At 65.9% G+C, this 16034-nt stretch carries 20 protein-coding genes, 1 tRNA gene and 1 pseudogene; 11 read left to right on the top strand and 11 right to left on the bottom strand.

Going from position 1 to position 16034, the window contains the following annotated elements; genetic code table 11:
• Positions 1–66: 66 nt before the first annotated feature.
• On the top strand, positions 67–273 hold the full coding sequence (locus RAD10_RS27000) for a hypothetical protein (protein WP_018316294.1): 207 nt from the start codon (positions 67–69) through the stop codon (positions 271–273).
• Positions 274–348: 75 nt separating this feature from the next.
• Here the strand turns inward: RAD10_RS27000 and RAD10_RS26995 are convergent, their stop codons facing one another.
• From RAD10_RS26995 to RAD10_RS26975, 5 genes are all read right to left on the bottom strand, one after another.
• Complete coding sequence (locus RAD10_RS26995; protein WP_461619878.1) at positions 349–1005, bottom strand: DsbA family protein; 657 nt, start codon at positions 1003–1005, stop codon at positions 349–351.
• Positions 1006–1091: 86 nt separating this feature from the next.
• The gene (locus RAD10_RS26990; protein ID WP_104464249.1) at positions 1092–1814 is read right to left on the bottom strand and encodes an LrgB family protein; all 723 of its coding nucleotides are present in this window, start codon (positions 1812–1814) and stop codon (positions 1092–1094) included.
• Positions 1811–2194 carry a CidA/LrgA family protein gene (locus tag RAD10_RS26985; RefSeq protein WP_028139896.1) on the bottom strand — a complete coding sequence of 128 codons (384 nt, stop codon included), beginning with the start codon at positions 2192–2194 and terminating at the stop codon, positions 1811–1813. The genes RAD10_RS26990 and RAD10_RS26985 overlap by 4 nt, the downstream gene beginning before the upstream one ends.
• Positions 2195–2228: 34 nt before the next feature.
• Positions 2229–2714 (bottom strand): PaaI family thioesterase, encoded by a 486-nt coding sequence (locus RAD10_RS26980; protein ID WP_461619877.1) that lies wholly within the window; start codon positions 2712–2714, stop codon positions 2229–2231.
• A 3-nt stretch (positions 2715–2717) separates the two neighbouring features.
• Positions 2718–3146, bottom strand: a complete 429-nt coding sequence (locus RAD10_RS26975) for an acyl-CoA thioesterase (protein WP_461619910.1) — start codon at positions 3144–3146, stop codon at positions 2718–2720.
• Between the two features lie 106 nt (positions 3147–3252).
• Between RAD10_RS26975 and RAD10_RS26970 the strand changes: the two genes are divergently transcribed.
• Positions 3253–3801 carry a TetR/AcrR family transcriptional regulator gene (locus RAD10_RS26970; protein WP_461619876.1) on the top strand — a complete coding sequence of 183 codons (549 nt, stop codon included), beginning with the start codon at positions 3253–3255 and terminating at the stop codon, positions 3799–3801.
• Positions 3802–3929: 128 nt separating this feature from the next.
• Here the strand turns inward: RAD10_RS26970 and RAD10_RS26965 are convergent, their stop codons facing one another.
• The gene (locus RAD10_RS26965; protein WP_461619875.1) at positions 3930–4430 is read right to left on the bottom strand and encodes a hypothetical protein; all 501 of its coding nucleotides are present in this window, start codon (positions 4428–4430) and stop codon (positions 3930–3932) included.
• A gap of 205 nt (positions 4431–4635) precedes the next feature.
• Here RAD10_RS26965 and RAD10_RS26960 point away from each other — a divergent pair, with 205 nt between their 5' ends.
• Positions 4636–4908 (top strand): PsiF family protein, encoded by a 273-nt coding sequence (locus RAD10_RS26960; protein ID WP_461619874.1) that lies wholly within the window; start codon positions 4636–4638, stop codon positions 4906–4908.
• 101 nt (positions 4909–5009) lie between these two features.
• The gene (locus tag RAD10_RS26955; protein ID WP_461619873.1) at positions 5010–6095 is read left to right on the top strand and encodes an AbrB family transcriptional regulator; all 1086 of its coding nucleotides are present in this window, start codon (positions 5010–5012) and stop codon (positions 6093–6095) included.
• A gap of 170 nt (positions 6096–6265) precedes the next feature.
• On the opposite strand, the gene RAD10_RS26950 is transcribed toward RAD10_RS26955, so the two are convergent.
• On the bottom strand, positions 6266–6805 hold the full coding sequence (locus RAD10_RS26950) for a disulfide bond formation protein B (protein WP_461619872.1): 540 nt from the start codon (positions 6803–6805) through the stop codon (positions 6266–6268).
• 157 nt (positions 6806–6962) lie between these two features.
• Between RAD10_RS26950 and RAD10_RS26945 the strand changes: the two genes are divergently transcribed.
• A tRNA-Leu gene (locus tag RAD10_RS26945) sits at positions 6963–7047 on the top strand.
• Between the two features lie 196 nt (positions 7048–7243).
• Positions 7244–7546: a hypothetical protein gene (locus RAD10_RS26940; protein WP_461619871.1), complete on the top strand. Its 303-nt coding sequence runs from the start codon at positions 7244–7246 to the stop codon at positions 7544–7546.
• A gap of 27 nt (positions 7547–7573) precedes the next feature.
• Here the strand turns inward: RAD10_RS26940 and RAD10_RS26935 are convergent, their stop codons facing one another.
• Positions 7574–8032 (bottom strand): SRPBCC family protein, encoded by a 459-nt coding sequence (locus tag RAD10_RS26935; RefSeq protein ID WP_461619870.1) that lies wholly within the window; start codon positions 8030–8032, stop codon positions 7574–7576.
• Between the two features lie 146 nt (positions 8033–8178).
• On the opposite strand from RAD10_RS26935, the gene RAD10_RS26930 reads away from it, so the two are divergent.
• The 4 genes and pseudogenes from RAD10_RS26930 to RAD10_RS26915 all read left to right on the top strand — a co-directional run.
• Positions 8179–8412, top strand: a complete 234-nt coding sequence (locus tag RAD10_RS26930; RefSeq protein WP_461619869.1) for a hypothetical protein — start codon at positions 8179–8181, stop codon at positions 8410–8412.
• Between the two features lie 208 nt (positions 8413–8620).
• Positions 8621–11377 (top strand): DUF2235 domain-containing protein, encoded by a 2757-nt coding sequence (locus tag RAD10_RS26925; protein ID WP_461619868.1) that lies wholly within the window; start codon positions 8621–8623, stop codon positions 11375–11377.
• Between the two features lie 151 nt (positions 11378–11528).
• Positions 11529–12212 carry a response regulator transcription factor gene (locus RAD10_RS26920; protein ID WP_173015727.1) on the top strand — a complete coding sequence of 228 codons (684 nt, stop codon included), beginning with the start codon at positions 11529–11531 and terminating at the stop codon, positions 12210–12212.
• 106 nt (positions 12213–12318) lie between these two features.
• Positions 12319–13599 (top strand): annotated as a pseudogene (locus RAD10_RS26915) (sensor histidine kinase); the annotation flags it as partial.
• A 137-nt stretch (positions 13600–13736) separates the two neighbouring features.
• Here the strand turns inward: RAD10_RS26915 and RAD10_RS26910 are convergent.
• Positions 13737–14027, bottom strand: a complete 291-nt coding sequence (locus RAD10_RS26910; RefSeq protein ID WP_018316308.1) for a hypothetical protein — start codon at positions 14025–14027, stop codon at positions 13737–13739.
• Positions 14028–14265: 238 nt separating this feature from the next.
• Here RAD10_RS26910 and RAD10_RS26905 point away from each other — a divergent pair, with 238 nt between their 5' ends.
• Positions 14266–14490 carry a hypothetical protein gene (locus tag RAD10_RS26905; protein WP_028139882.1) on the top strand — a complete coding sequence of 75 codons (225 nt, stop codon included), beginning with the start codon at positions 14266–14268 and terminating at the stop codon, positions 14488–14490.
• Positions 14491–14555: 65 nt separating this feature from the next.
• Here the strand turns inward: RAD10_RS26905 and RAD10_RS26900 are convergent, their stop codons facing one another.
• Positions 14556–14978: a GFA family protein gene (locus RAD10_RS26900; protein ID WP_028139881.1), complete on the bottom strand. Its 423-nt coding sequence runs from the start codon at positions 14976–14978 to the stop codon at positions 14556–14558.
• Positions 14979–15194: 216 nt separating this feature from the next.
• Positions 15195–15983, bottom strand: a complete 789-nt coding sequence (gene mddA, locus RAD10_RS26895; RefSeq protein ID WP_461619867.1) for a methanethiol S-methyltransferase — start codon at positions 15981–15983, stop codon at positions 15195–15197.
• Positions 15984–16034: the final 51 nt, after the last annotated feature.

Raw genomic sequence — 16034 nt, 5'->3', positions numbered from 1 at the left:
GCGCCGCACTGCCGCGGAACCATCACTGCGGGCCGACGTTATTGCCGGCCCACCGGAGGTTCGCAAATGCAGACTTTTTTCGGAATGATCCTTGGCGCGCTGCTGCTTGCCGGCGGCGTGTATGTCTATGACTCCATGCAGACGTCGTCCGTCGCCAATGGCGAGGTCGCGACCACCAATCGCACCATCGTGAACTGGGATGTCGCGAAGGCCGACTGGGACGCGCTGCGGGATCGCGCGCACAAGGACTGGGTCCGGATCTCGTCGAAGTAACGACGCCGTATCATGAACGAGGCGCCGTCGCGAGCTCCGCGGCGGCGCCTTTGCGTTGGCTACGACCGATGCGCCTCAGTTCATCTTGGCCTTGCGGGCATCGGCGATGACCTGCTCGAACTCGGTCATGCTGAGCACGCCGGGGACGCGATACTTGCCGACGATGAAAGACGGGGTGCCGCTGAAACCGAAGGCTTCGGCCTGCTCGTTGTTGCGCTTGAGCAGGGCGTCGATGTCGCTGCCATGGCCGGCAAGATCGCGCTTCAGGCGGTCCATGTCGACGCCGGCGGCGGCGAGCAGCTCGTTGATACGCGGCTCGGTCAGGCGCGAGCTGACGCCCATCATGGCGTCATGGGCCTGATGGTATTTGTCCTGGAATTTTGCGGCGAGCGCGGTCCGCGCCGCGGTGACGGAGACCGGCCCGAGGATCGGCCAATCCTTCATCACCAGCCGCACCTTGCCGTCGTCCTGGACGACCTGGCGCAGCTCGGGCTCGAGCTTGCGGCAATAGGGGCAATTGTAGTCGGACCATTCGACGATGGTGACGTTGCCGTTGGGATTGCCGACGACGGGCGTGTCGGGATCGCGCAGCACCTTGGCTTCGGTCAGCACCTCGTTGTCGTCGGTCGCCGCGCGCGCCGAGGCGCCCGTCAGTGCGAGGGCGCCCGCCCCGATCAGCGTCAACGCCGCGCGCCGCGTCGGCGCAAGGCCCTTAGTCCCAAATCCAGCCATATCTCGTCCCGTTTCGGTCCCATCTCCCTGAATACGGTCGGGACCGGGAATTGTTACTCGTCATATAGAGTGTCGCGGCGGCGATGTCATCGCACCAGCAGCGTGACCGCCAGGGGGACCAGGAACGAGGTCACCAAGGCGTTGAGACTCATGGCGATGCCGGAGAAGACGCCGGCAATCTCGTCGACCTGGAACGCGCGCGCCGTGCCGATGCCATGCGCGGCAAGGCCGGCGGCGAAGCCGCGCGCCCGGTAATCGGTGATGCCGGTGCGGTTCATCAGCGGCGTCACGATGATCGCGCCCATGATGCCGGTGAGGATCACCGCCACCGCCGCCAGCGAGGGATCGGCGTGCAGGGATTCGGCGATGCCCATGGCGACCCCGGCGGTGACCGATTTCGGCGCCAGCGACAGCACCACGTCGCGCGGCAGGCCTGCAAGCTCGGCCAGCAGCACCACCGACACCACCGCCGTGACCGATCCCGCGAGCAGCGCCACCAGCATCGGCACGATGGATGACACGACGCGCCTGCGGTTCTCATAGAGCGGCACCGCAAGCGCCACGGTGGCGGGCCCAAGCAGGAAGTGCACGAACTGCGCGCCGGCGAAATAGCTCGTATAGGACGTCCCGGTTGCGAGCAGGAACGCGCCGATGATCCACATCGCGTGCAGCACGGGATTGGCGAGCGGATGGCGCCGCGTCGCCAGCGACACCGCATCCGTCGCCGCATAGACCAGCAGCGTCACGGTCAGCCAGAGCAGCGGCGACTGCGAGAGATAGACCCAGAGCGAGAACGGATTATCGTTCATCGCGCGTCCTGCTGCTTCAACAGGCGGCTGACGAGACGAAAGGTCAGCACCGTCGCGAGCAGCGTGACGACCACGGAGAGCGCAAGCACGAGGACGATGGCGATGCCATGGGAGGCGAGCAGGTCGAGCTTCTGCACGACGCCGACGCCGGCCGGCACGAACAACAGCGACAGATGTGCCAGCAGGCCCTTGCTTGCCGTTTCCACGCCGTCGTTGCGCAGCGGCCCGTATGCAAGCGCTGCGAAGCGATCGCGGGCGAGCAGCAGGATCAGGAGCAGCAGCAGACCGAGCACAGGTCCCGGCAAGGGTAGCCCGAGGCCGCGCACGACGGCTTCGCCGATCAATTGGCACAGCAGGATGAGGCCGAGACTCGCAAGCATGACCAGCGCATCAAGGGATGCGCCGGCAGGCTTGTCAATCGCCGCGCGATGCGGGGGACATGCGCGACACCTGCGGAGCTTCGCGCGGCAGCATCGCCATCAACGTCCCCGTCATCGTGGCGATCAGCGTGGTGTTGCCCTGGTGCTCGGCAAACGCCTTGGCCTCGCAGAACGTGAGCGTGCGGCCGGGCTTGACCACTTCCGCCCTGAACACGAACCGTTCGCCGCGAGCGGGTGCCAGCAGGGTCGTCTTGAACTCGACGGTGAGGATGTCGGCCTCGCGTGGCATCAGGGTAAAGGCGGCAACGCCGCAGGCATTGTCGAGGCCTGCCGTGATGATGCCGGCATGGACAAAACCGTTCTGCTGCGTGAGATCAGGCGAATGCAGCATCGCCAGCTCGGCCTCGCCCGGTGCAAGGCGGACGATCACGATGCCGAGCGTGTGCATCGCCGGCTGGCCGTCGAACATTGCGATCGCCGCCGCGCGATAGCCCGGGTTCTTCGGCTCGAACGCGGCCATGGTTCAGGCCTCGGCCGGATCGACGAGATGGCGCAAGGCGATCTCCCGGATGGCATCCGCGAACGGTGCCGATTTGCGCTGGCTCCGATCCATGTGCACGCCGGTGATCTCGCAAGTTGCGGCGATCTCGCCGGTCTCGGCATTCGTCATGTCGTGCCGGAAGCGGATCGACTTGTCGCGGACCTCGAGCAGATGGCTGCGGATCTCGACGATGTCGCCGGCGAGCAGCTCGCGCCTGTAGGCGATGTTCTGCTGCACGGCGGCCATGCCGCGGCCGGAGGAGCGCAAATAGCTCGGCGTCAGGCCGAGGCGGGCGAACAGGTTCCAGTTGGCTTCGTCGAATTTGCCGACATACCACATGATGTTCATGTGGCCGACATGATCGCATTGCCACGGATAGACCGTGCCGCGATAGTTCGCCTCCTGCTCCATCGCCATTTTCCGCCCTCGTTGTTTATTGATCTTGATACGGTAGCGTATCAGGCGCGAGACGCGTTAGCAATACGGCACCGTATCAAGCGTTCGAGAGGCTTCTTTCATGAGCGACGGCAAGGACGATGTCTGGGTCGAGGCGGGGTTTGCCGAGCTCGCCCGCTCGGGGGTCGAGGGTGTCAGGGTCGAGGTGCTCGCCAAGAATCTCGGCGTCACCAAGGGCGGCTTCTACCGCCGCTTCGCCGACCGCGCCGCGCTGCTCGAAGCCATGCTGCAGCGCTGGCGCGAGGGGCGGGCCGCGTCGATCGCGCAGCAGACGCGCCTCGATGGCCAACAACCCCGCGAACGGCTAAAGGCGGTGATCCAGCTCTATTCCGAGCGGCTCAATCCGGAAGCCATGGCGATCGAGCTCGCGATCCGGCAATGGGCCCGCTCCGACGAGAACGCCGCGGCCGCCGTGGCGAGCGTGGACGCAGCGCGGCTCAAGCACGTGGCCGAGCTTTATCGCGCGACCGGGCTTGCACCCGAGGAGGCCGAGGCGCAGGCCTTCCTGTTCTACTGCTTCATCTTCGGCCAGAGCCTGTTGTTCGTCGAGCGCGGCCCGCGCAAGCGATCGCAGCTGGTGGCGAAGTCGGCCGAGAAGCTGCTCAACTAGAGCATGATCCGGACCCGAAGGGCCGCGTGAGCGCAAAGTGTGCAGCGGTTTTCCGAAAGATCATGCTCCAACTAAAACTCAGGTGAAAAGGCCGGAGCGTTGCTCCGGCCTTCGCATCAGCTCGAAGCTCAGGCGGCGCCCTTCAGCTTCTTGTTGCATTCGCTGTAGTAGCCGCCGCCCTTCTGGATCCACTTCATGCCGCCGTTGCCGTTGGTGGTCTTGTTGGCGTTGTACTGGTCGACGCAGGTGTGCAGGCGCCCCTTGCCCGGGGTCTCCTTGGCATATTTCGGATCGATCGCGTTCGGATAGATCGCAGGTCCCGCCGGCAGGGTCGGCACGGCAGCCGGGGCCGCCTCCTTCTTGGCCTGCTTCGGCTCGGCGGGAGCGGCGGGCGCAGCCGCGGTCGGTGCAGGAGCAGCCGGTGCGGCAGCAGCCGGCGTTGCATCCGCACCGCACTGGGCCTTGCGGAAGTCATTCCACTTCATGGTGCCGAGCGAGCCGTCCTTCTTGGCCGCCTGGTATTTGGCGCTGCACTCCTGCGACGTCAGCGCCTGCGCTGGCGCCGATACCACCAACGCAGCAAATCCCGACAACGCAATCGCGCAAAGCATTTTTGATTGAATGGTCATCCTTAGGTCTCCTCCTTGGCCTTCCCCCGAGGGGAAGTGAAACAAGACTTGCTATCCTAGCGTGCCGGCCGTTTGCGACAAGGAAGCGATGGCTCCCGGCCGCCAAAATATAGTAACGACGCCGTTCAGATTATTCATGTCGCGTTCAGCAATGCGAGCCGACGTTCGCAGCCCTTCGCAATTCTCGCAAGATGAGTGCAACACCATGACCCTCGCCTCTCGCCTCGCCGCCGTCGCCCTCGCCTCCCTGCTCGCCGGCGGCACTGCCTTCGCGCAGACCGCCGCGCCGGCTGCCAAGACCGAACCTGCCGCCACCGCCGACAAGAAAGCTCCGAAGGAGCGTTCGGCCGAGTCGCTCGAATGCTCCAAGCAGGCCGACGCCAAGGGCCTGCACGGCAAGGAGCGCAAGAAATTCCGCTCCGAATGCATCAAGACCGCCAAGGCGGGCACCGCCGCGCCGGCTGCGGACAAGAAGTAGCCTCCGACACGATCTTCGGCGAGCTTCTCGCGAGAGGCGCGCGCATTGCGGCATGACGAGCCTGCAATTGTGCGCCTCTCGCTGATTTGCGATAAGGTGGCGTGAAGCAAATCGCCGCCTCCCTGTCGTTTGAATGGCCGAGCCGTGCCAAGATCTTGAGCACGGCGGAGACGCTCGTCATCGGCACCGCCGGAGGCCTTGCATTTCTCCTTGCCGGCCTTCCTGGTGGGCTGATCTCCGGCTCGATGATCGCGGTCGGGATCGCCGCGATCGCCGGGCGCCAGCTCGCGCTGCCACCGCTCCTGACCCAGACCGTGCTGGTGCTGCTCGGCATTTCGCTGGGCTCGGTGGTCTCGCGCCATCTGCTTCAGCAGGTCGGCGCATACCCCCTCACCATCGGGCTGCTAGCGCTCGCGACCTTCTGCTCGACCTTCGGCTCGAGCTATTACCTCCAGCGCATCCATGGCTGGGACCGCACCTCGGCCTTCCTGGCCGGCAGCCCCGGCGCGCTGTCGCAGATCACGATCCTGGCGGTCGAGCGCGGCGCCGACCTGCCGGGCATCGCGGTGGTGCAGACCATGCGCGTCATCATCCTCACCGCGGCCCTGCCGATGGTGCTCGCGTTTGCGGGCGTCGCCCCCTCCACCGCACCGTCGCTGGCGACGACGATCGCCTCGCCGCTCGATCTCGTGGAGCTGGTCGCGGCCTCGCTGGCCATGGCGCTGGTCCTGCGCCTGATCAGGTTTCCGGCGAGCTGGATGTTCGGCGCCATGATCGCCTCCAGCGTGCTGCATGGCGCCGGCTGGGTCGAAGGCGGCCTGCCGGACTGGGTGCGCGGCGTGGCGCTGGTCGGGATCGGCGCACTGATCGGCAGCCGCTTTGCGCGGATGCGGATCAAGACGCTGGCCGGCCACCTCAACGCGGCGCTGGGCTCGTTCACGGTCGCAATCGCCGTCTCCGCCATTTTCGTCGGCATCGTGGCGCTGACCACCCAGGTCAGATTCTCCGACGCCGTCGTCGCCTTCGCGCCGGGCGCGATGGATGCCATGCTGGCGCTGGCGCTGACGCTGCACATCGACCCGATCTTCGTCGGCGCCCACCACCTGTCGCGTTTCGTGTTCGTGACGATCGCAACGCCGGGCATCGTGCATCTGTTCGGGCGCACGCAGGACGATGTGGATGATTGATGGAGCGCGGTGCGCCTCGCGAGCTCCGCTCTCGTAGGGTGGGCAAAGGCGCATAGCGCCGTGCCTACGTTCTCTTTCGACCTTATCACTACGAGATGGTGGGCACGCTCCCGCCTTCGCTCTTCGAGCTACGGCGGACAAGTCGCTTTGCCCACCCTACGGCAGCTTGCCTAGCCTCTCGCCGTCTTCGCAAATCCCCGCGCGGCAATCGCGGCCATCACGAGCGAGATCAGGACGTTGTAGCCGGCGAGCGAGAGGCCGAGGAAGCGCCACTGCACCTCGTCGCAGCGCACCACCTTCACGGTGTCGAGCTTTGAAAAGAGATCGCCGGCATTGCCGAGATTGACGACGGGACCGGAGCAATCGGTCGGCCCTTTCCAAAAACCCCATTCGACGCCGGAATGGTAGGTGCCGAGACCGGCATTGGCGAGCGTCGCCAGCGCGAGGATCGCGAGCCCCGCCAGCAGCAGCGGCCGCGGCGCGCCGCTCCGCGCCGCCAGCGCCGTGAGCGCACCGAGCGGAATGGCGAGGTAATAGGCGTAGCGCTGCTCCAGGCAGAGCGGACAGGGCAGGATCTCCAGCACGAGCTGGAAGAACCAGGCGCCCGCGATGGTCGCTGCGGCAATCAGCGTGACGAGCAGCGAGGCCATCAGCGCGGAGCCGCTGGCAGCCGGCTTGAATGCAGGTATGGCGGCACTCTGGGTCGTCACGTCAGCCTCTTTCCGATAGGTCGCGCCCTTAAGCCTCTAGCCCCGGTCCATGCGGCTGTCGAGAACGGCTGACATCACTTTGGCGCGGGTTGACCCCGCTTTGTCCATGGCTATAGTCCGCCGGCTTCGCGACGCTCCCTGCAAGGGCCGACCGAGGGCCCCTGTGGCGGAACTGGTAGACGCGCTCGACTCAAAATCGAGTTCCGCAAGGAGTGCTGGTTCGATTCCGGCCAGGGGCACCAGCCTTCGCTGCTTCGCAGCTACGGCTCGGCAAGCCGGGAGCAGCCATATCCATGCGAAGCGGCGAAGGCTGCCGCGCCGAAGCCTTGGCGAAGACGGACTGCCTCAGCAAAGCTCCACTCGCTCTCCCCACCCTAGCCATCCCCGCATCTCCACTGTATAAACCGGTAGCTTCTTCCGTAACTCGAAGGAGCTCATATGAACGACCTGCACGCGTGGCTTTCAGAGCAGCACCACGGCCTGCGCACCTTCCGGACATTTCAGCAGAAGCTCGATACGCTCGGCCGGGACGATCCCGCCCAGCGCGGCCTGTGCCGCCTGTTGAGCAGCCTCGTCGGCAGCTACGTCGAGGCCTATGACGAGGCCCCGCTGCCGGTCGAGGTGGCCGATGGCGCCTATCACCGTCTGCTGACGCTGGTCGCGAGCATCGATCTGAATGCCGACGCCGACCGCAGGCTCGCCGACATCAACCGCGTGGCGGAGAGCCAGCTCTGGCAGTGAGGCGACGCTGCCGCGTCAGCTCCCACGCTATTCCTCGACCGTCCGCTTCAGTGTCGCGAACGCGCTGCGCCAGTAGAAGGCGGCGTGCTTCCAGCCCGAGTCTTCACCGATCTCCCAACCCGGTCCGGAGCGCGGAGGCGAGGGCGGCACCTGCTGGTCGACCGTCAGGATCGTCTCCGCGCCGTCGGCGCCTAGCGTCATGGTGATCGTCGACCAGAATTGAGGATGATCCGGCAGGCCGGAGACGCGCGACCAATAGGCGTAGCGAAGCAACGCGGGGGGCTCGACCTCGATGACGCGACCTTTGTCGCGGTAGCGCTTCGTCCCGATCACGGCCTCGATCTCGAACGGATCTCCGACGCGCCATTCCGTCTTGAAATGAGCGTCGCGCCATCTGTCCCCGGCCTGGGGATCGGTGAGCGCGTCCCATACACGTCCCGGCTTCGCCGCGATCCGGATCGATTCAGTCACCGTCTTGAAGGTCATATCCAGAGGCTTTCGGGCTTGCAGCATCGTCGCGGGGGTCGCCGTGGCGAAACATCCCTGAACCGGACCCGCCGCAAGGCGTTCGACTTCGGCGCGTCAGTACCTATATCCTGCCGCAACGCATGTCGATGCAGCGAGCAGCTTTGATGGCCAGAAGACGCGCGACGGAAGCGGACGCCGACGACCTCCCCCGCTATTTCGTCTGGGTCCGGGGGCTCGAAGGCCCCGAGCCGCAGAAATGGATGGCGATGGATTTCGGCATCGGCGACTGGAGGCGGCCGCTGGTACTGGCCTATCTGGAGCTGCCGGCGGACGAGCGCGATCTGTCGCTGTCGATGCTGGCGCGGCGCTACCCGCCGCCGCGGGTGGATCTCTCGTAACGGCGTCAGCACATCCAGCACAGTCTGTCGCCACGCAACGACGCGCTGGAAGCAGCGACGCCGCATGATCCCGCTTGCTACCTCAGCGCGACTGTGCGCAGAATGCACCTGTGTTTTCATGAGTCAGAGATTTCAACCACTGATTGATTCCGGGAAACGATGCCCGGTTTGGCCTGACGCTTTCCTTGTCGAATTGCCGGAGGGGCCCATGACGCATCATGATGTCGGGGGAAATGCCGATTCTCCGAGGCCAGAACGCGCGCCCAGCGATCAAGACAGCAATGCCGGCGCGGGCGCGGGCCTGCCAAGGCGCAAGCTGGTGCTGTTCGCCGACGGCACCGGCAATGCGTTCACGACGCAGGAATCCAGCGTCTGGCGTCTCTATGAAGCCCTGGACCATACCCAGCCGGATCAGATCGCGCATTACATCAAGGGTGTCGGCACTGCCGGCTGGGCACCGCTTGCCGCGCTTGACGGCGCCACCGGCATCGGCGTCCCCGGCAACGTCCGCAAGCTCTATCGCTTCCTGTGCTGGAACTGGCGACCCGGCGACGACATCTACATCTTCGGCTTCAGCCGCGGCGCCTTCACCGCGCGCACGCTGGCGGCGCTGATCTCGAGCCAGGGCCTGATGCCGGCGGAGATCGATGACACGCCGGTGTCGCATGCCGAGATGGGGCGCAACGTTAAAGCCGCCTGGCGCGAGTACCGGCGCGAGACCGTGCCCTGGACCAAGAGCCTGCCCACGATCTGGGTCACGCGCTGGATCCGCGACTTCCTGCTGTTCGTCTATCACTGGCTTTGCGGGCACCGTAGCTATGCCGAGGTGCGGGGCAAAATGAACGGGCGCAGCGAGGTCGAGATCGCATTCCTCGGCCTGTTCGACACCGTCGAGGCGTTCGGCGTTCCGGTCGAGGAGCTCCGTCTCGCCATCGACTGGGCGATCTGGCCGATCTCGTTCCGCAATCACCGGCTGTCGCACAAGGTCAGGCACGCCTGTCACGCGCTCGCGCTCGACGACGAACGTACCACCTTCCATCCGCTGCGGATCGACCAGAGCCATCTGGCGGAGGGGCAGGTCGTCAAGGAAGTGTGGTTCACGGGCGTCCATTCCGATATCGGCGGCGGCTATCCGGAATCCACGCTGTCCTTCGTGCCGCTGGTCTGGATGGTCGAGCAGCTCGGCGACCGGTTGCGCTTCCAGGACGGCGAGATCGAGCATTTCGGGGAATATCAATCGGCGCTCGGACCGCGGCATGATTCCCGCAGCGGCGCAGCGGTGCTGTACCGCTACGGGCCGCGTCCGATCCTCGGCGGCGACGTGAATGGCGGGCTGCCGGTGGTGCACTTCGCCGTCATCGAGCGCATGCTGCTCGGCTGCGACGATTACGCGCCCATCATGCTTCCGGCGAACTGCCTGGTGCTGCTGCCGGACGGAACGAGGTTGCCACTGCGATCCGAGGGAGAGAGCAAGGATCTCGACGAGCAGCACGCGCGCGAGGTCATGAAGGCCGCCTATCTGCAAAAGGCGACGGGACCGCGTCGTACCGAGGAGGCCAGGGCCTTCACCACGATGAGCACGCCCGACGCCACCATGTCGAGCCTCACGCGCGACACCGTTTGGTGGCGGCGCGTCGCCTATTTCTCGCTTTTGTTCATGGTCGGCGTGATCGTCGCCTGGCCATGGATCGCGCACGCGCTGGTGCAGTGGTCCGAAGACCGCGCCCTGGAGGGCACTGGCGCACTGTCTTTCATCACCAATATCGACTGGGTGATGGGCGCAGTGGTGGCGCCGCTGACCAATCTGCTGCGAGACGTGCTGCCGTCCTATGCGGCCCCCTGGCTCAACATCGCGACCTACTATCCCTTCCTGACTTCGATCGTGGTGATCGTCACCTGGTGGATCTGGCACAAGAACGGAACGTTGCGTGACGACATCGAGGAGCGGGCGCGTCTCGCCTGGAACACGTCGCGCCGCAGGGCGAGCATGGAGCACATCGACAAGCCGGGGCCGTTGATGCGGGTCGGACACTGGATGCGCCTGAATGCCGGCCCGGCGCAGCGCATCATCACCAGGGGACTGGTGCCGGCGGTCTTCCTGATCGCGATCTTCGGCTCGGCCGCGCTGATCGTGTCGAGCAGCCTGTTCACCGGTCGTCTCGCCCTCGGCTCGGTCTGCTCGCCGCCTACGGTCAAGGGCTCTGCCGCGTTCCAGACCGGCACGCCGGTGACGGACGAGCCGGTCGACGCGCGCGCATTATTCGACACCAGGGACTTTTGCTGGTGGAGCGGGCTCGCCGTCGAGAAGGGCCGCAAATACCGCGTCTTTCTCGAGATCAAAGAGCCATGGTTCGACCGCACCATCATGAGCGGCGTAAACGGATTTGCGACCTACGAGCCGCACCACTACGTGGCGCTGCCGGAGCGTCGTCTGTTCGCCGCCGACTGGTTCCAGCCCGTGGTGCGCGTCGGCAGCAAAGGCATCAACGACCTGCCGCTCAAGGCAGTCAATGTGATGCCGGCCGACGAATTTCCCCGCCGCATGAAGCCCACCCTGCCCGCGGAGGACGACATCAGCAGGAGCCGCAACAGGTACCCCGTGCGGCTCGACGACACGGCCGAGTTCAAGGGCAGGCTCGACGGACTCGGCAAATTCGAACCGATTCCGCCGGCCTTGCTCGCCGAGGCAAGCCAGGTCTGGACCAAGCAGCTGTTGACCGGCCGCGTCGTCGCCGAATTCGTGGCGCCCGAGTCCGGCGAGCTGTTCTTCTACGTCAATGACGCCGTCCAGATATTCCCGCGGCTGCTTCCGGAGTCGTGGGTCCCATCCTGGCTCGATGCGATCCAGGGTCCGCACGATCTGTTCTACCGAAACAATAGCGGCACTGCGAAGATCACGGTCCAGCGCCTGCCGGCCCCACCGATGCCGCCGGACAAGCCGGCATTACCGCTGGCAAGCAACTGAGGCCCAGCGGGGACCCCGCCTCGGAGCGCTCCTCGCCGCGACTTGGACACGGGGCATTCCCGCCCCCATGATTATGGGTGTCGCTGCCCGCATCCGGCGGTTAAACTTGCCCCTGCGCCGCGGGGGACACGCGGGTCGCGGGACCATGATCATGACCGAACAGGGCGAGACGGGTGAACCCATCACCATCCTCCTCGTCGAGGACGACGCGCCGACCTGCTGGCGGCTGCAGGATGCGCTGGTCAAGGCCGGCTACGAGGTGCGCAGCGCCGGCACGCTCGGCGAAGCCCGTTCCGCGCTTGCCGGCGGCGCGCCCCGCGTGCTGCTGACCGATCTGCGCCTGCCCGACGGCCACGGCATCGAGCTGATCCGCGAGATGAGGCAGCGCTTCCCCGACACCGAGATCATGGTGATCTCGGCACTCGGGGACGAGGAGAGCGTGATCTCGGCGATCACGGTCGGCGCCACCGGCTATCTGCTCAAGGACGCCTTCCCCACCGACATCGCCACCACGGTGCGCGACCTGGTCGCCGGCCATTCGCCGATCTCGGCCTCGATCGCGCGCTTCATCGTGCGCAGAACCCAAGGTGCCGCGCCAAATTCGGCGGAGCCGCCGCCGGGACCCGTGCTCAATACGGCGAGGCTCACGCCGCGCGAGATCGACATCCTCTGGGGCATCGCAAAAGGCTTCAGTTATGCCGAGATCGCCAGTCATCTCGGCCTGTCCAAGCAGACCGTGCCCGGCCATATCAAGAACATCTATCGCAAGCTCGAGGTGCACACGCGCAGCGAAGCGGTGTTCGAGGCGGTGCAGCAGGGCCTGATCAAGCTGTGAGCGAGATCGCGGCCAAAGCACCTACAAAGGCAGCTACGAAGGCACCCGCGCGGCCGCGGCGCCGGCTGATCGCCTCGCGCCTCGTGCCCTATCTGCTGCTGCAGGCCGCCGCGAGCCGGTCTACGGCGTGCTGGCGGCTGCGATGGTGCTCGGCGTGGTGCAGGCGTACGTACCGCCGCCGGTTCCGCCGGCCGCCACGTCGCGGCTTGCCGCGGTGCTGCTGGCGTCCGCGCCGATCGAGAGCGCGTTGGTCGTCATGTTCGGCGTGCTGTTCTTCGGCTGGCGCTGGCCGCGCTACGGCATGCTGCTGTTCGTGCCAGGCCTCGTCGTGTTCGTGGTCGGGCTGATCGGGGGCCCGCCGTTGCCGCGCATCCTCTTTCTGGTGCTCGGCATCCCCACCGTCGGGCTTTGCCTGTTTCTGATGGCCTGGGTGACCGCGACTGCGGTCGTCCGGCGGCAGGATGCGGCAAGCTTCACGATCGGCTGCGCCGTCACCATCGTGCTGGTCTGCTGGGTCCAGGACATGCTCACGGTGCTCGAGATCGTGAGCAACGATCGCATCTTCGTCTCGCGCCTGTCCTATTCGGCGATGCTGGTCGCGATCGGGGCCGGGTTGACCTGGCGCTTCGCCCGCGCGCTCAACCAGGTCGACAGCTTCGCCGGCCAGCTGGTGACGCGCGTGCGCGAGGCCGAGGAGCGGCTGAAGGCGAGCTTCGTCCGCGAGGAGGAGCGCGCGCGCGCCGCCGCGCTCGCCAATGAGCGCACGCGTTTGATGCGTGACCTGCACGACGGCCTCGGCGGCCAGCTCGTCAGCATCGTCGCGCTCTCCGAGCGCGGCCATGAGGGCGCGACCATCACCGACGCCGCCCGTGCCGCGCTGAAGGATCTGCGTCTCGTCATCGATTCCATGGACGACATCGGCGGCGACCTGATGCTCGCCCTCGGCTCCTGGCGCGAGCGCGCGAGCGCGCAATTGCGGCCGCACGACATCACGCTCGACTGGCGCGTGGCGACCCCGCAGGGCCTGCCGCTGCACCCTGAACTCAGGCCATGGCACGTCATCCAGATCGTGCGCATCCTCGACGAGGCCGTGACCAACGCCGTCAAGCACGCGCAGGCCCGCCACATCGCGGTCACCATCGAGACGCTCGATGCGAGCGAGGGGCCGTACGGCCTGATCAGCGTGACCGACGACGGCCAAGGCTTTGCGCTGGCCGGCCATGGAGAGGCCGCCCGCGCGGGCCAGACCGCCCGCGGCTTGCGCAACATGAGAAGCCGCGCCGCGCGCTGCGGTGCGGTGCTCGAACTGAGTTCCGATGCCTCCGGGACGCGCGTGCGGCTGCAATTGCCGCAGCGTTTTCCCGACAGCGACGCGGCTGCGGGCTGAAAAGCCCCCTCTCCGAACGTGTGGGACGCGCGGAGAGAGGGAACGGGCCGGGTGATTTGCCGGCGGAGGACGGGGGGGGTCGTCCGCAGGGCGCCCCGGGCCCGAGGTGATGCAATCAATTCAATCGAATGGAAATATCAGCGCACGCCGACGCGATTGACCGGGCCGCCGCGATTCATCGGCGTTCCCGCGCGCACGCCGACCCCGGGCGCACCGACGCCGGGCGTTGCGACCGCGGCCCTTGCGACCGGCGCTCCCGGCGCGACCACCACGGCCGCCGTCGGCCGCACCACGCAGCCCTTGGGCACGCCGACCGTCTTGCAATAGACCACCGCCTGTGCCGGGCTCGTGCCCAGCGACACCATCGCCGCGCCGGCCAGCGCCATGACCGTCAGCCCCGCACTCAGCGCTCCAGCTCTCTTCGACATCCTTTGCTCTCCTGCTTCCCGTTCGGCGTCCCGATGCAATCACCGGGTTTCGCAGCCGAGGTGCAGCCTGAATGACAAAAGACGGCGCGCGGATACATGCCATGAAGATGGGGGTTGCTGCGGCCGGGACACCGGGCCGACGCCATGAACATGGCATGGACCCATGCGCGGCCTTCGCGAGATGGTCCGGCCCGATTGATCCCGGTCGGGACCAACGTCGATTCCAAAGAGGTGCTTTATGAAGATTTCAGCTGTTGCCGCGCTGCTGCTCGCCGCTTCCGCCCTGCCTGCTGCTGCGCAATCCGGTCCATCGGTCCAGGAGCAAATGGCCTGCCGCGGCGATGCCAGCAAATTCTGCGCCGAACATATCGGCAAGCCGCCGCAGATGAATGCCTGCCTGCGGGAGAACAAGTCGAAGCTCTCGGATTCCTGCCGCAAAGTCGTTGAATCGCGCGGCGGCTGACCCGTCGCCGTTCTCGCGAAGAAGAGAGGAGCGGCGCGCTGCCGCCCTCTCGACACCCGGCACCGCTACTCCTGCATCATCTCGCCGCTGCCGCCGAACTCGGCCGGAAAATCCTTCAGCTTGGGCAGGCCATCGCGCATCGGCAGCACGGTCTCGGCATAGTTGACGTGAACGCCGGGCGCGAATGCGAGCGTCGGGATGGTGGCGGTGAAGACGTCGACCAGTCCGAGCGGCGGATGGTTGGTCATGAGATGGCCGCCGCACTTCTTGCAAAATTTGCGCTCGCTGAGCGGCGTCTTGGCAAAGGTCTCGACATTCTGGGCGCCTTCGGTGACGCGCACGGCCTCGGGCTTCCACAGGCTGAAGGCGTTGACCGGGCCGCCCGACCAGGAGCGGCAGGAACGGCAATGGCAATAGCCCATCGCCTCCGGTGCGCCCGTGACCTCGATCGTGACCGCGCCGCAGAAGCAATTTCCGACATGTTTCATTGGGTCGTCTCCGTTTGATGAAGAGGAAGAAATCCTCTCCCCGCTCCTCGTCCACAATATGTCGGGACCGATGGGAATGCGGGGAGAGGTGTCGGGGTGAAGGGGGACATCACCCCGGGGGACGTTGAGGGGACGGGTATGTGAGATGCTCTCATACCTCAGCCGGCGCGGCCAAGCGTCCTCCGTTCGGCGGACGCGCGCGGTGCCGCGCCGAGGCTAGAGTGACCGGCGCCAGGGAATAAGCATCGACACCCGTTGTTTGTACTGCCGGTACTCGTCGCCGAAGAGAGCGACGAGGTCGTGCTCCTCCAGCGCGATGCCGACGAAGATGTAAAGCGTGGTGACGACCGCAAACAGCAGATGCCCCGCGGTCATGGTCGGCGCCGCCCAGAACGCAATGATGAAACCGAGATAGATCGGATGGCGGACGAAATTGTAGAGCAGCGGCGTCCTGAAGCGCGGCGGCGTCATTTCCTTGCCCACCAAATGGTTGGTCACCTGATGCAATCCGAACAATTCGAAATGATTGATCAGGTAGGTGCTGGTGAACACCAGGATCCACCCCGCGAACGACAGCGTGACCAACGTCACGGCGAGATCCGGGTTCTCGACATTCCATACGATCGCAGGCAGCGGACGCCACTGCCAGAACAGGAGGAGCAATGACAGACTCGCGAACAGCACATATGTCGAGCGCTCGACCGGCTTGGGGACGAACTGCGTCCACCACGCCTTGAACTGCTTGCGTGCCATCACGCTGTGCTGAAGGGCGAACAGCGACATCAGGAGGAGATTGACGATGACGGCCTCGGCCGTCGGCGTGTCGGTTCCGGTATCGATGGTCTTGGGCACCACCAGCCCCATGACGAAGCCGATGGCGTAGAGAATGGTGACGAAAAACACGAGATATGCCGCAATTCCGTACAGAAAGGCGATGAACTTGAACATGCGTGAGCCCGCAACCTCCGGGCTGATGGAATGAACCTGGTGATCAAGTTGGGTCATAGAACGCTCCGTTGTGCCGAGGCATCGGCACTGTTTGGTCTTCGCACCATG

Source organism: Bradyrhizobium sp. 23AC (assembly GCF_054863025.1).
Note: the sequence above shows the minus strand (reverse complement) of the source record. Positions and strands in the feature narration are given on the sequence as shown.